This window comes from Agrobacterium larrymoorei (assembly GCF_013322225.1).
Taxonomy (GTDB): domain Bacteria; phylum Pseudomonadota; class Alphaproteobacteria; order Rhizobiales; family Rhizobiaceae; genus Agrobacterium; species Agrobacterium larrymoorei_A.
In genome coordinates, this window is the sequence record NZ_JAAMFB010000010.1 from 224,114 (window position 1) to 237,998 (window position 13,885).

Consider the following 13,885-nt stretch of genomic DNA (forward strand, 5'->3'; position numbering starts at 1 on the left):
GAGCTTGATATGACCCTTGTAGACGTGCGCACACCCGATCCGAAACGTTTCATTCCCGGCGCGACAGGCGATTGGGAAATCGTCATCGGCATGGAAGTCCACGCACAGGTTCTGTCGAATTCAAAGCTTTTCTCCGGCGCCTCCACCACCTTCGGCAATGCGCCGAACTCCAACGTTTCGCTGGTGGATGCGGCCATGCCCGGCATGCTGCCAGTCATCAACGAGGAATGCGTGGCGCAGGCGGTGCGTACGGGGCTTGGTCTGAAAGCAAAGATCAACAATCGTTCGATCTTCGACCGCAAGAACTATTTCTATCCTGATTTGCCGCAGGGTTATCAGATTTCGCAGTTCAAGGACCCCATCGTCGGCGAAGGACAGATCGTTATTTCGCTCGGCCCTGATCGTCAGGGCAATTTCGAAGACATCGAAATCGGCATCGAGCGTTTGCATCTGGAGCAGGATGCGGGCAAGTCGATGCACGATCAGCATCCAACTATGTCCTATGTCGACCTGAACCGTTCTGGCGTGGCGCTGATGGAAATCGTGTCCAAGCCGGACATGCGCTCTTCGGATGAAGCCAAGGCCTATATGACCAAGCTTCGCTCCATCGTGCGCTACCTCGGCACCTGCGACGGCAACATGGACGAAGGCTCCATGCGCGCCGACGTGAACGTTTCCGTACGGCGGCCGGGCGAAGGCTTCGGCACGCGTTGCGAAATCAAGAACGTCAACTCCATCCGCTTCATTGGTCAGGCCATCGAATACGAAGCCCGTCGCCAGATCGCCATTCTGGAAGACGGTGGCACCATCGATCAGGAAACCCGCTTGTTCGATCCGGGTAAGGGTGAAACACGCTCCATGCGCTCCAAGGAAGATGCGCACGATTACCGCTATTTCCCGGACCCCGACCTGCTGCCGCTGGAATTCGACGATGCCTATGTCGAGGCGCTGAGCAAGGATTTGCCGGAGCTGCCAGATGACAAGAAAGCCCGCTTCGTCAGTGAACTCGGACTGTCCGTCTACGACGCCTCGATCCTCGTCTCGGAAAAGGCGATTGCCGATTACTACGAGCATGTTGCTGAAGGTCGCGATGGCAAGATTGCCGCCAACTGGGTGATCAACGATCTGCTTGGTGCCTTGAACAAGTCGAGCAAGGGCATCGAGGATACGCCGGTTTCTGCCGCGCAACTCGGTGGCATCATCGATCTGATCAAGGCAAACACCATTTCCGGCAAGATCGCCAAGGACCTGTTCGAAATCGTCTGGAACGAAGGCGGCAACCCTGCCGAGATCGTTGAGAGCCGTGGCATGAAGCAGGTTACGGACACTGGCGCGATTGAAAAGGCCGTGGACGAGATCATCGCCGCCAACCCGGATCAGGTCGAGAAGGTGAAGGCCAAGCCGACGCTCGCTGGCTGGTTCGTCGGCCAGGTCATGAAGGCAACCGGCGGCAAGGCCAACCCGCAGGCGGTGCAGGAGTTGGTGAAGGCTAAGTTGGGAATCGAAGAGTAAACGGCCTCTGACCCATCTTTTGCTCTCCTTAATTGGGAGGCTGAAGATAGTTAGAATACCTACTCTCCGTCATCCTCGAGCTTGACCCGAGGATCTACCACGGTTGGCGTTGGGGTTAGTCAGATCCTCGGGTCAAGCCCGCGGATGACGGAGAACTTGAAGGAACGCATTCTTACGCCGGGACATCTCCCGGCGTTTCCATTTGAACGGAGAAACAATGGTGTTTTTCATCCGCACTGCCAGCGAGCGCGATATCGAACCAGTCCGAACGCTTCTGGCGCGAACATGGCATGCCACTTACGATTCGATCTACGGCGCCGATAAGGTCAGCGGAATGATTGCGGAGTGGCATTCGCAAGCAGCGATGAAAGAGCGTGTGCAGAAAAAAGGCGGCGAATTCCTTGTTGCGGACGACGGCAAACGCATCGGCGGGATGGCTTACGCGGTCATGTCCACCAAAATGGCGAAAACGGCTCTGCTCTATCAACTCTACGTCGATCCGGCCTTTCAGCGACAGGGCGTGGGCCGTGATCTGTTCTCTGAACTGGAGACCTGTTTTCCAGATGCGGAAATTATGCGGCTGGAGGTCGAGCCTAAAAATGCTGTCGCAATATCCTTCTATGAAGGTGTGGGTTTCGCCGAGGTCGACCGGATCGCGAGTCTGGCTGGTGTTGAGGGGATGCCCGGGATCGTAATGGAGAAGAGCTTGAAAAGATGAAAAAAGCGGAGGAAGAGCTTGCCATCCGTGAAGCGCGGGAGCTCGATTTGCCTGCACTCATTGCAATGTTTGCCGCTGATGACGTGGGCGGGCATGGCGATACGACGAGCGACGAAGCTTTGCCGGATTATCTGGCCGCGTTCCGTGCCATGGGCATGTCACCGAACGAAACGCTCTATGTCGCAGAACTTGATGGCGAGGTTGTCGGCACCTTTCAGACCGCAGTCCTCACAAAACTTGTGGGCCGTGGCGCGGTGTCAATGGTGATCGAGGCGGTGCAGACCCGCGAAGACATGCGCGGTCGTGGCATCGGCGCTATGATGATCCGCCACTGCATCGAACAGGCGAAAAGCAAGGGATTTGACGCCATCCAGCTAACTTCCAACATAGCGCGGCTCGACGCGCATCGTTTCTACGAGAGGCTGGGTTTCGAGAAGCGGCATCTCGGTTTCAGGATGAAGCTTAAATAGCTTTCGCGTTGCGGGAAATGCTGGACAATCAGTGTCGGGAACGGCATAAGCTTGTGACTGTGCGGGTGCGAAAGCGCCGCATCTGAAAAGCCCGAGGAACGGATTAATGAAGACTCTTCTGACGCAAATCTTCACCTGGTGGAACGGCCAGACGATCGGAACGCGCTTTCACACATGGCGATTCGGCAAGAAGGTTGGCACGGATGAGTTGGGCAATACCTACTACGAAGGTGGCACCACCTCCTGGGGCATGCCGCGCCGTTGGGTGATTTACAATGGTTACGCCGAAGCATCCGCTATCCCTCCGGGCTGGCACGGCTGGATGCATTACCGTACCGATACGCCCCCAAGCCAGGAAAGCTATACCGCGCGTGAGTGGCAGAAGGCACATCAGCCGAATCTGACCGGCTCTTCGAAAGCCTATCGCCCGAAGGGTTCTCTGGCAGTCTCCGGCGAGCGCCCGCGTGTGACCGGCGACTACGACGCCTGGACACCTGGCGGCTGATATTGCTTGACCGACATTCCGTTTCTAACGGGGTGAAACTGGCGGACATTTGATGATGGCCGCCACCCGCTTTTGCCACATTCGGCCTTTAGGCGTGATCTGGCTCTTGGATGGGCGGGGCAGTTTTCTGGAGACGATTTGATATGAGAACATTCACGCGGGATATTTCTTTGCGTGCGCTGGCAGTGTCGCTCGTGGCACTGTTGCCAGTTGTCGGTCTTGTATCTCCTGTCTCCGCCGCTCGTCTTGAGAACAAGGTCGCGGTTTTCTCCGGCATCGATAAGATCACCGGGCGTATCACCTCCTTCGATGTTTATATCGATGAAACGGTGCAGTTCGGCGCATTACAGGTGACGCCGAAGGTCTGCTACTCGCGTGACGACACCGAAGCGCAGAAGATCGATTCTTTTGTGGAAGTCGATGAAATCACATTGGACCGAAAGATCCGGCGCATCTTCACCGGCTGGATGTTCGCTTCCAGTCCGGGTCTCAACGCTGTTGAGCATCCGATCTACGACGTGTGGCTGACCGGCTGCAAGCAGGAATCGGACGTTCCGGCACCTTCGACTGCGAGTAATTGAGCCGCTGATTTAGTCGTTGAATAGCGCATCGGCTTGCTCAACAGCCGCTTCCAGCATCTTCGCATATTCCACCTTCGGAATATCGATAGCCCCGAACGTTTTCAAATGCTCTGTCGTGAATTGCGTATCGAGCAGGGTAAAACCCTTTTCGCGCAATCTTTCTACCAAATGCACAAGGCAAATTTTAGAGGCATTGGTGCGACGGGAGAACATGCTTTCTCCGAAGAAGGCGGCACCCAGTGAAACGCCGTATAGACCGCCGACGAGTTGGTCGCCTTCCCATGCTTCAACACTATGCGCGTGGCCGATGTGGTGCAGCTCGCTGTAAAGCTTACGGATCGTGTCGTTGATCCAAGTGCTGGGGCGATCGGTTGCTTCTTCGGCACAGCCCGACATTACGCCTTCGAAATCCGTATCGAAACGAATATCGAACGGCTTTTTGCGGATCGCTTTGCTGAGACTTTTGGAAACGTGGAAATCATCGAGCGGTATGACGCCGCGTAATTCCGGTTCGACCCAGAAAAGTTCGGGATCGTCAGCCGACTCTGCCATCGGGAAGAGACCGATGGAGTAGGCGCGCAGCAGCATATCGACAGTAATATCGCTATCTCTGCTGCGCCGACCCATACCCTAGTGTGCGTCACCGGCCAGATATTTTTCCAGCCAGTGAATGTCGTAGTTACCAGCCAGAATGTCTTCGTTCTGAAGCAGGTCCTGGAATAGCGGAAGCGTGGTCTTGATACCGTCCACGACAAACTCGTCCAGCGCGCGACGCAAACGACGAATGCATTCGTCACGGTCGCGGCCGTGCACGATCAGCTTGCCGATCATGCTGTCGTAGTAAGGCGGAATCTTGTAGCCCTGATAGGCACCCGAATCCACGCGCACGCCGAGACCGCCGGGCGTATGGAAATAGGTCAGCGTGCCGGGAGACGGCACGAAGGTGCGCGGGTCTTCGGCATTGATACGGCATTCGATGGCGTGGCCATGGAATTCGATATCCGCCTGTGTGACCGAAAGCCCCTGACCCGAAGCGACGCGAATCTGCTCCTGCACCAAGTCCATGCCGGTGATGGCTTCCGTGACCGGATGCTCCACCTGAAGACGGGTGTTCATTTCGATGAAATAGAACTCGCCGTTTTCATAGAGGAACTCGATTGTGCCTGCACCGCGATATTTGAGCTTGCGCATAGCATTGGCGCAGACTTCGCCGATCTGCATACGCTGCTCGACGGTAAGAGCAGGGGAATTGGCCTCTTCCAGCACCTTCTGGTGGCGGCGTTGCAGAGAGCAATCGCGTTCGCCGAGATGGATCGCATTGCCTTCGCCATCACCGAAAACCTGCACCTCGATGTGGCGCGGCTTGCCGAGGTATTTTTCCATATAGACGGCGTCGTTGCCGAAAGCGGCCAGCGCTTCGGAACGGGCAGTCGAAACAGCTTCTTCCAGATCGGCTTCGGTCTTGGCAACCTTCATGCCGCGTCCGCCGCCGCCAGCGGTTGCCTTGATGAGCACAGGGAAGCCAATCGTCTTGGCAATCTCCAGCGCATTCTCAGGCTTCACTTCGCCATCAGAACCAGGAACGACGGGAATTCCGAGTTCCTGTGCGGTCTGTTTGGCAGTGATCTTGTCGCCCATGATGCGGATGTGGTCAGCGGTCGGCCCGATGAAGGTGATGCCGTGCGCTTCTAGAATATCCGCAAACTTTGCGTTTTCCGAAAGGAAGCCGTAGCCGGGGTGAACCGCATCCGCGCCGGTGATTTCGCAGGCCGCAACGATCTGGTGGATGTTGAGATAGCTGTCACGCGAAGGCGGCGGGCCGATGCACACGCTTTCGTCTGCAAGGCGCACATGCATGGCGTCCGCATCCGCCGTCGAGTGTACGGCGACGGTCGGGATGCCGAGTTCCTTGGCAGCACGAAGCACGCGGAGAGCGATTTCGCCACGGTTGGCTATGAGGATTTTGGAGACCATGATGAGCGCCCTTATTCGATGACCACTAGCGCTTCACCATACTCCACGGGCTGAGCGTCGTTGACGATGATTTCCGTGACCTTGCCGGACTTAGGTGCCGGGATCTGGTTCATGGTCTTCATGGCTTCGACAATAAGAAGCGTCTGGCCTTCCTTGACGGTCGCGCCGACTTCGATGAAGGCGCGTGCGCCCGGAGCTGGCGACAGGTAAACCGTGCCGACCATCGGCGATGTCACGGTGTTGGCCGGGTTGCGGGCAGGGGCTGCCGATGCGGCGGGCGCGGCAGGCGCTGCAACTGCCGGAGCAGCGGCAGGTGCGGCAGCCGGTGCAGGAGCGTAAGCGGGTGCTGCGGCATAAACCGTGGCGGGTGGAGCCGAGCGGGAAACGCGGATGCGCAAATCTTCCTGCTCTACTTCGATCTCGGAAAGATCGGTGTCGTTGAGGATGTTCGCGAGCTCGCGGATCAGTTCCTTGTCGATACCGTTTTTCTTTTCAGACATGACAAACCCTATTCTCTTTGTTTCTTTTTATGCCGTGATGTTTTTCAAGGCGTTGAGCGCCATGATGTAGCCATATGGTCCAAAGCCGCAGACCATGCCTTTAGCGGCGGGCGCTATCATCGATTTATGGCGAAATTCTTCGCGTGCATGAATGTTCGAGATATGAACTTCCACGACAGGAACGGAGATGGCGCGAATGGCATCGTGCAGTGCAATCGACGTGTGGCCATAAGCACCGGGATTGATGACGACGCCGACGGCGCGCTCACCTGCTTCGTGTAGCAGATCCACGAGCACGCCTTCATGGTTGGACTGATGGCACTCGACGGCAAAGCCGAGTTCTTCACCGGCCTTCACGCAGTCGTTCTCGATGTCCTTCAGCGTCTTGCCGCCGTAAATGCCCGGCTCGCGTTTTCCCAACATGTTGAGATTGGGGCCGTTCAGGACGAAGATCGTGTTGCTCATTCGCGGTTCCGTCAAAAAATCAGGCACACCTATAGACCGCGTAACCGTCAAGGAAAAGCCCCCGTATGCCCGAAAGCGCCGAGGGATTGTCTGGATACGGAGTTATTCAGGGGCTTTTTATATAATCAGGAGCAAGTCGCCTTTCCGCAGGCACGCATGTTGGCGATTTTTTCCTTGAGAGGGCCAGCGCCGACCGCACCGAAAACGGCTTCGTTGCCGATGACATAGGAAGGCGTACCGGAAATACCGAGATTGGTGGCAAGGGTGTAGGCTTCCTGAACCTGTGCGTCGTTAGGGCTTGCCGCCATCGACTTGCGGATGTCTGCTTCCTTCAGCCCAAGCGAAGTGGCAACTTCGATGGCGCTTGCTTCGTTTGCGCGGCCGCGGCTGCCGAGAAGCGTGCGCTGGAATTCAGCATACTTCTCAGGCGCGATCAGCTTCACCGCGTTGGAAACCTTGTGTGCCTCGACCGATTCTGGCCCGAGGATGGGGAACTCCTTGAGCACAATGCGGACATTCTTGTCGGTTTTCAGAATATTATCCGTGTCAGCCATGGCGCGCTTGCAGTAGCCGCAGTTGTAATCGAAGAATTCGACGAGCGTGACGTCGCCGTCCGGATTTCCGAGAGACAGATCATATTTCGATTCGAACAGGGCCTTGCTGTTTTCTCCGACCGCATCAGCGGCTTTGGCAGTACGCGCCTCCATCTGCTTTTTCTCAAGCGCGTCCTGAACCTCGAGCATGATCTCGGGGTTCTCAATCAGATATTCCTTGATGAATGCGCCGATCTCTTTTTTCTGCTGGGCGTCCAGCGCGTGTGCGGGAAGCGAAACGAAAAGCGCCGAGAGGGCCGTCACGCAGGCAAATGCCTTGGTTTTCAGGGAAAGCGCCATAGTGGTCCTCATCGGTTCGAAGCTGTTAATCACATGGTGGCAATTACCTTAATTTAAAGGAATTGCCATACGGCAAATAAATTCAGGGCGTTGCTATCTCGTCATTGTGAAGATCGCAACAATGCGGCAAATGTCCGTCATATTATAAAGAAAGAGCATGCCTTTGATAACCTTGTCCAAGCGAAGCGCAGTCGAGCCATTTCATGCGATGGATATTCTGGCTGAGGCCAATCGGCGTAGACAGGCAGGTCGCCCCGTCATTTCCATGGCCGTTGGGCAGCCCTCGCACTCTGCGCCGAAGGCGTCTCTTGAAGCGGCGGAAGCGGCGCTGAAAACCGGTCGCATCGGTTATACGGATGCGCTTGGCATGCGGGAGCTTCGCGAGACAATCGCAGCACATTATCGCATTCGTCACCAGGTGGTGATAGACCCCGCGCGCGTTGCCGTGACAACGGGTTCATCTGCGGCGTTCAATCTGGCGTTCCTGGCTCTGTTCGATGCGGGAGATGCCGTCGCCATCGCAAGGCCTGGATATCCCGCTTACCGCAACATCTTGAAAGCGCTGGGCCTCACGGTCGTGGAAGTGCCGGTAACGGCGGAAACGGGCTATACGCTGACGCCAGCAAGTCTCGAGCGCGCTGAGACGAAAGCCGGAGTGAAGCTGAAGGGCGTGCTGCTGGCAAGCCCCGCAAACCCGACCGGAACGGTGACGGGAAGGGAGGCGCTGAAGCGCCTTGCGGCCTATTGCGACAGTCGCGACATCGCTTTCATTTCAGATGAAATCTACCACGGCCTGACCTTCGTGGGAGAAGAGGCGAGCGCGGTCGAGATCACCGAAAACGCCGTGGTCATCAACTCCTTCTCCAAATATTATTGCATGACCGGCTGGCGCATTGGCTGGATGGTATTGCCTGAAGCGTTGATCCGCCCGGTCGAATGTCTTGCTCAGAGCATGTATATCTCTGCACCGGAGATTTCTCAGCTTGCAGCAACCGCTGCGTTTTCTGCTGAGGAGGAGATGGACGTCTACAAGGAAAGCTATCGGACGAACCGTGATTTCCTGATCGCGCGTTTGCCAGAACTGGGACTGCCGCTGGCATCGCCTATGGATGGCGCCTTTTACGCTTATGTGGATACAAGCCGTTACTCGAATGACAGCATGGAATTTGCCAGGCGGATGTTAGCGGAAATCGATGTAGCGGCAACGCCGGGCCTCGATTTCGATCCGCTGGAAGGTCACCGTGCCATGCGCTTTTCCTATGCGGGCTCCGTTTCGGATATTGCGGAAGCCGTTGGCCGTATAGCAGGCTGGTTGAAGTAGGCCTCTCAAAGTTTTTCTGTGCCTGCTATCACTCCTTTTGGTTCGACTTGCTGCGCTAATCGGCTAAGTTCCACGAAGCAATTTGGAGGAAAGATATGTCGGCAGAAAAGGTAGCTGTAGTAACGGCGGGTGGCAGCGGTATGGGTGCGGCTGTCGCAAAACGTTTCGCGCAGGACGGTTACAAGGTCGCCATCCTGTCGTCTTCCGGCAAAGGCGAGGCCTTGGCGAAGGAACTCGGCGGCATCGGCGTCACAGGCTCCAACCAGTCCAATGAGGATATCCAGAAGCTTGCTGATCTGACGCTTGAAAAATTCGGACGCATCGATGTGCTCGTCAATAGCGCCGGTCATGGACCTCGCGCGCCGATCCTCGATATTACGGATGAGCAATGGCATACTGGCCTCGATGTCTACCTCATGAACGTCATCCGTCCGACCCGGATTATTACGCCGACCATGGTCGCGCAGAAAAACGGCGTCATCATCAATATCTCGACAGCTTGGGCTTTCGAGCCGAGCGATATGTTCCCCACATCGGCGGTCTTCCGTGCAGGACTTGCGGCCTACACAAAGATTTTCGCGGACAAGTGCGCGCCGGATAATGTCCGCATAAACAACGTTCTGCCCGGCTGGATCGATAGCTTGCCTGCGACCGAGCAGCGCCGCGAAATGGTGCCGATGCAGCGCTATGGCAAAAGTGAAGAGATTGCCGCAACCGTGGCCTTTCTGGCTTCGGACGGTGGCGGTTATATCACCGGGCAGAACATCCGCGTCGACGGCGGACTGACACGGTCGATATAAATTTTAAGATCAAGGAAACCGGGAGGATATTCGTTTCGTTGTAGTATGGCGGCGGAACGTCTTTCGGGCATGTGTGTCACTGGCATACCACCGGGTCGTAGCGTCTTTTTTTATAAGGGCTTATGATTTTGGTCAATTTCATCGACGGCGACGATCTGACGGCACATTCGATTTCGGTTCTTTCCGTCAGTGATCTAGATCGTTTGGAGGCTCTGGAAGAGCTTCACATCATGGACACTGCGCCAGAGCCGGTTTTTGACGACATTGTAGCAATCGCAACAGCAGTCTGTGAAACACCGGTTGCTCTTATCAGCCTCATCGAGCAGGAGCGACAGTGGTTCAAGGCGCGTATCGGTTTCGAGCCATCAGAGACCCCCATCAATCAGTCCGTCTGCGCGCATGCAACAAAGTCTGATGATCTTCTGGTCATACCCGATCTGATGCAGGACAGCAGAACGGAAAGCAACACGCTGGTAACATGTGCCCCGTTCATTCGTTTTTATGCAGGAGCGCCGCTGATACTGTCGGACGGCGTTGCGGTGGGAGCGCTATGTGTCATCGATTTCGTTCCAAGGCCTGAAGGCCTCACCTGTACTCAGCGGACCGTTCTGAAAGCTCTCGCCCGTCAGGTTTCGGCGCATATGGAGGTGCGTAGAATTTCCAGCCGCAAGGACGAACTGGTCAAGCGGCAGCGGCAGATCAACGCGATGATCCGTGAAAGCGTGAAAACGGCGCTTACGGCGCAGGAGGCAGGCCGTATCGGCACCTTCGATCTCGATATCGAGACAGGTAACATTCGAGTGTCGGCGGAGTTTTGCCGTATATTCGACGTGCCCTTTGCTGCGTCCTATCACGCCCGGCAGTTTGAAGAAATGCTTCATCCGGATGACCGGGGCATTCAGTCGACGGACGAAACGCGAAGGGAAGGCGTTTCGGTTGCCGTCGTTGAATATCGCATTGTCACCCAATCTCGTGGCGTGCGCTGGATTTGCCGCCACGCAACGTTCGAGCGCGATGCCAGCGGCAGGCCACGGAAGCTTCTTGGAACAGTACAGGACATCACCAGGCAGAGACGTTCGGCAGAGCGGATGAAAACGCTGCTAGAACTGGGGGACAGGCTTCGCGATCTCAGTAGTCTGGAGGAGATCGCTTTTACGGCCGCCGAACTCATGGCACGTGCGCTTGATGCCACCCGTGCGGGGTTCGGTGTTGTCGATCCGTTGCGCGAGACTGTCATGATGCAGCCGGAGTGGCGCGCGCCCGGCGTCTCTTCGCTGGCTGGACTGCATCACTTCAGGAATTACGGCTCTTACATCGATGACTTGAAATCGGGGCTAAGCGTTGTCATTCCCGACGTTACGACGGATGAACGGACACGAGAGTCGGCGGATGCGCTACTCGATCTCGGCATTCGTCAGTTGGTAAACGTTCCCATCATCGACCAGGGACATCTTGCTCTGGTCGTCTTCGTGCATCACCACGGCGTCTTTGAATGGACGGAGGAGGATCTGGCTTTCGTCCGCAGCTTTGGGGATCGAATTCAGAGTGCTATCGGTCGGTTGCGTGCAGAAGCCGAGCAGCACATTTTGAACCGTGAAATCGGCCACCGCCTGAAGAATGCCTTTGCAATGGTTCAGGCGATTGCAAAACAAACTTTGAGGCCAGTAAAGGAAAGCGGCCCGGTTCTTAATTTCGAGCAACGGCTTCAAGCCCTAAGTTCCGCTCACGACATCCTGCTGGGTAACAACTGGGCAAGCGCGGATGTGCGTGCTGTCCTTCACCGCGTGGTGGAAACCCTCGGTATGAGCGAAAGAATGGATATCGACGGGGAGGATATTTCCGTCAATGCCAAGGGTGCATTGTCACTGTCGCTGCTCTTGCACGAACTGACGACGAACGCTCTTAAATATGGCGCTCTTTCAACCGGTCATGGACGGGTAAAGGTCTCGTGGATAGTGGAAAACGGGCTGGAAGATGCGACTTTCCGCCTGAACTGGAAAGAGACGGGTGGTCCACCTGTGATAGAGCCGCAGTCCAGAGGTTTCGGCTCGCGCCTCATTTCCATGGGCTTGTTAGGAACCGGTAGTGTGGCAATGCGTTACTTAGGCCAAGGGTTGGAGGTGGAGATGACTGCACCACTCAACCAATTGCAACAGGTAGCGTAACTCATGGGCCAGCATAAACCATTTGCCAAACAGGTTGTACTTGTCGTGGAAGATGATCCGCTGCTGAGGATGATGGCTGTCGATATGGTGGAAGACGCCGGCTTCGACACCCTTGAAGCAGGTGGGGCCGACGAGGCACTGGAAATCCTGGAGAGACGGTCTGATGTCGGCGTTCTCTTTACGGATATCGACATGCCCGGTAGCATGGACGGCGTTGAGCTTGCCAGATGCGCCTGTCGGATCGACAGGCCGATAAGCATTGTACTGACTTCCGGAAATCACTTTCTGGAGGGAGAAACGCTTCCACCGCATAGCGTATTCTTCGCGAAGCCTTATGACTTCGATAAGGTAACTGCGACATTGAAAAAAATCTCTTCCTGAAGAAATCAGCCCAATTTGCGCTGGTATTTACTTTTTCAGTAACCATCCGTGGAGATGGTTTTGGAAATTAATTATTCTGAAAATTTGAATGATTATCATTTTCCCCAATATTGATCTTGGGGGATTAAATGAACTTTCTTGGCATAACGGGCATGCAGTATTCTGGTCTGCCTTTTGAAGATACGCGTATTCTGCTGGCCGAAGACTCCAATGTCTTTACGCAGATGATCGGTGCGCGTTTAAAGGAATTACTCGGCCTTACTGTCGAAGTTTGCCGAAACTACGAAGAACTGATGGAATGCTATGAGCATTCGACCGAGAAGGTCACACTTGCCATTTCCAACATCAATCTTCCTGGTGCTGAAAACGGCGAAGCACTGAACTACCTGATCGATCTCTCGATCCCGACGATCGTTTTCACCAGCACGTTCCACGAAGACACCCGCGAAAAACTGCTGACCAAGGAAGTCGTGGACTACATCCTCAAGGACAACGTTTTCGCCGTGGATATGCTGACGGAATCGGTCTGCCGCTTCCTCACCAACCATCGCCACCATGTTCTGATCGTCGACGACAGCCCAACGGCCCGCGCACTGCTATCGAGCCGCCTCAAGCGTTATAATTTCCGCGTAAGCCTTGCTGAAAGCGGCGCGAAAGCAATCGAAATTCTGAAGAAAAACCCGGATATCGGCCTTGTCGTTACCGATTACAACATGCCGGATATCGATGGTTTCGAACTGACCCGCCGCATCCGTACCGTGCGCGGTTCGCATGAGTTGCGCATTATCGGCGTCTCTTCGTCTACAAACAGGCTGCTTTCGGCCCGTTTCCTGAAGGCTGGCGGTAACGACTTTATGCTGCGCCCGTTCATCGACGAGGAATTCTATTGCCGCGTCAACCAGAACCTCGATACGCTGGTACAAATCCAGTCCGCTCGCTTGGGCGGGAAACGCGCCGCATAATTGTGTGAGCGCAATAGTGGACGGTTCCGCTATTGCGCGTCCTCTATCGGTCTGCCAATGGCAAGTTCGTTCGCCAAACTAGGCCCCAGCTTTTTCACATAAGCTGGGTCTGCATTGGTACCCATTGCGTCCAGGATCTTGGAAAAGAAACATCTGGCCGCAGCCGCAGCCGCAATATCGAATATTTCGGCATCGGTTAAGGCAAGGTTCTTCAGCGCATCGATGTCGGCTTGCGTCGTTGATGTGGCGTCGTGCACCACTTTGGCTGCAAAATGCATGATCGCCCGTTCCTGATCGTCGATTGGAGCATCCGGTGCATCATGGATGATTGCCGTGAGTTCCGCTTCCGAAAGACCTTCACGCAACAGAACGGAGCCATGCGCCAGCATGCAATAGGATGAACGGAGTTCGCGTGCTGCTGCCAGCGTTACGAGTTCGTAGCGCCGGATTTCCATATTGCCGCGCAGGTTGACGAGTAGGTTGCTCCAGCTTTCCATCACCTCCGGGCGGTGCCCGAACGTGCGATACATGTTCGGCAGGTAACCGTAGGTTTCCTCAGCGCCCCGATACATTTCGGCAGTTTTGCGGCTGACCTTGGGTTCAGGTGTATCGATGAACGGCATGATAGTCCCTCCTGG

16 protein-coding genes are annotated in these 13,885 nt (G+C 55.6%); 10 read left to right on the top strand and 6 right to left on the bottom strand.

The features are described 5' to 3' along the window. The first annotated feature begins 9 nt into the window (after nt 1-9). The 5 genes from gatB (at nt 10) to G6L28_RS05945 (ending at nt 3,786) form a co-directional block, all read left to right on the top strand. Nucleotides 10-1,512 (top strand): Asp-tRNA(Asn)/Glu-tRNA(Gln) amidotransferase subunit GatB, encoded by a 1,503-nt coding sequence (gene gatB, locus G6L28_RS05925; protein ID WP_174062854.1) that lies wholly within the window; start codon nt 10-12, stop codon nt 1,510-1,512. Nucleotides 1,513-1,732: 220 nt separating this feature from the next. Next, nucleotides 1,733-2,230: a GNAT family N-acetyltransferase gene (locus tag G6L28_RS05930; protein ID WP_174062911.1), complete on the top strand. Its 498-nt coding sequence runs from the start codon at nt 1,733-1,735 to the stop codon at nt 2,228-2,230. Further along, on the top strand, nt 2,227-2,700 hold the full coding sequence (locus tag G6L28_RS05935) for a GNAT family N-acetyltransferase (RefSeq protein WP_174062855.1): 474 nt from the start codon (nt 2,227-2,229) through the stop codon (nt 2,698-2,700). The genes G6L28_RS05930 and G6L28_RS05935 overlap by 4 nt, the downstream gene beginning before the upstream one ends. Nucleotides 2,701-2,806: 106 nt before the next feature. After that, nucleotides 2,807-3,205 (top strand): NADH:ubiquinone oxidoreductase subunit NDUFA12, encoded by a 399-nt coding sequence (locus G6L28_RS05940; RefSeq protein ID WP_174062856.1) that lies wholly within the window; start codon nt 2,807-2,809, stop codon nt 3,203-3,205. A 143-nt stretch (nt 3,206-3,348) separates the two neighbouring features. Next, the gene (locus G6L28_RS05945) at nt 3,349-3,786 is read left to right on the top strand and encodes a DUF2155 domain-containing protein (RefSeq protein WP_174062857.1); all 438 of its coding nucleotides are present in this window, start codon (nt 3,349-3,351) and stop codon (nt 3,784-3,786) included. A 9-nt stretch (nt 3,787-3,795) separates the two neighbouring features. Here G6L28_RS05945 and aat read toward each other — a convergent pair whose 3' ends face one another. The 5 genes from aat to G6L28_RS05970 form a co-directional block, all read right to left on the bottom strand. Further along, nucleotides 3,796-4,413: a leucyl/phenylalanyl-tRNA--protein transferase gene (gene aat / locus G6L28_RS05950; protein WP_174062858.1), complete on the bottom strand. Its 618-nt coding sequence runs from the start codon at nt 4,411-4,413 to the stop codon at nt 3,796-3,798. Nucleotides 4,414-4,416: 3 nt separating this feature from the next. Continuing rightward, nucleotides 4,417-5,760 (bottom strand): acetyl-CoA carboxylase biotin carboxylase subunit, encoded by a 1,344-nt coding sequence (gene accC, locus G6L28_RS05955; RefSeq protein ID WP_174062859.1) that lies wholly within the window; start codon nt 5,758-5,760, stop codon nt 4,417-4,419. Nucleotides 5,761-5,771: 11 nt separating this feature from the next. After that, nucleotides 5,772-6,260 carry an acetyl-CoA carboxylase biotin carboxyl carrier protein gene (accB, locus tag G6L28_RS05960; RefSeq protein ID WP_174062860.1) on the bottom strand — a complete coding sequence of 163 codons (489 nt, stop codon included), beginning with the start codon at nt 6,258-6,260 and terminating at the stop codon, nt 5,772-5,774. 27 nt (nt 6,261-6,287) lie between these two features. Further along, on the bottom strand, nt 6,288-6,725 hold the full coding sequence (gene aroQ / locus G6L28_RS05965) for a type II 3-dehydroquinate dehydratase (RefSeq protein WP_174062861.1): 438 nt from the start codon (nt 6,723-6,725) through the stop codon (nt 6,288-6,290). Between the two features lie 125 nt (nt 6,726-6,850). Next, a complete protein-coding gene (locus G6L28_RS05970) occupies nt 6,851-7,618 on the bottom strand; it encodes a DsbA family protein (protein ID WP_174062862.1) in 768 nt (255 codons plus the stop codon). Nucleotides 7,619-7,781: 163 nt separating this feature from the next. On the opposite strand from G6L28_RS05970, the gene G6L28_RS05975 reads away from it, so the two are divergent. The 5 genes from G6L28_RS05975 (at nt 7,782) to G6L28_RS05995 (ending at nt 13,247) form a co-directional block, all read left to right on the top strand. Further along, nucleotides 7,782-8,939, top strand: coding sequence for a pyridoxal phosphate-dependent aminotransferase (locus G6L28_RS05975; RefSeq protein WP_174062912.1), 1,158 nt, complete (start codon nt 7,782-7,784; stop codon nt 8,937-8,939). A gap of 95 nt (nt 8,940-9,034) precedes the next feature. After that, nucleotides 9,035-9,739 carry an SDR family oxidoreductase gene (locus tag G6L28_RS05980; RefSeq protein WP_174062863.1) on the top strand — a complete coding sequence of 235 codons (705 nt, stop codon included), beginning with the start codon at nt 9,035-9,037 and terminating at the stop codon, nt 9,737-9,739. Nucleotides 9,740-9,861: 122 nt separating this feature from the next. After that, the gene (locus tag G6L28_RS05985) at nt 9,862-11,904 is read left to right on the top strand and encodes a GAF domain-containing protein (RefSeq protein WP_174062864.1); all 2,043 of its coding nucleotides are present in this window, start codon (nt 9,862-9,864) and stop codon (nt 11,902-11,904) included. Between the two features lie 3 nt (nt 11,905-11,907). Beyond that, nucleotides 11,908-12,285, top strand: coding sequence for a response regulator (locus G6L28_RS05990; protein ID WP_174062865.1), 378 nt, complete (start codon nt 11,908-11,910; stop codon nt 12,283-12,285). Between the two features lie 128 nt (nt 12,286-12,413). Beyond that, a complete protein-coding gene (locus G6L28_RS05995) occupies nt 12,414-13,247 on the top strand; it encodes a response regulator (RefSeq protein WP_174062866.1) in 834 nt (277 codons plus the stop codon). 29 nt (nt 13,248-13,276) lie between these two features. Here the strand turns inward: G6L28_RS05995 and G6L28_RS06000 are convergent, their stop codons facing one another. After that, on the bottom strand, nt 13,277-13,870 hold the full coding sequence (locus G6L28_RS06000) for a carboxymuconolactone decarboxylase family protein (protein WP_174062867.1): 594 nt from the start codon (nt 13,868-13,870) through the stop codon (nt 13,277-13,279). Between the last annotated feature and the right edge of the window lie 15 nt (nt 13,871-13,885).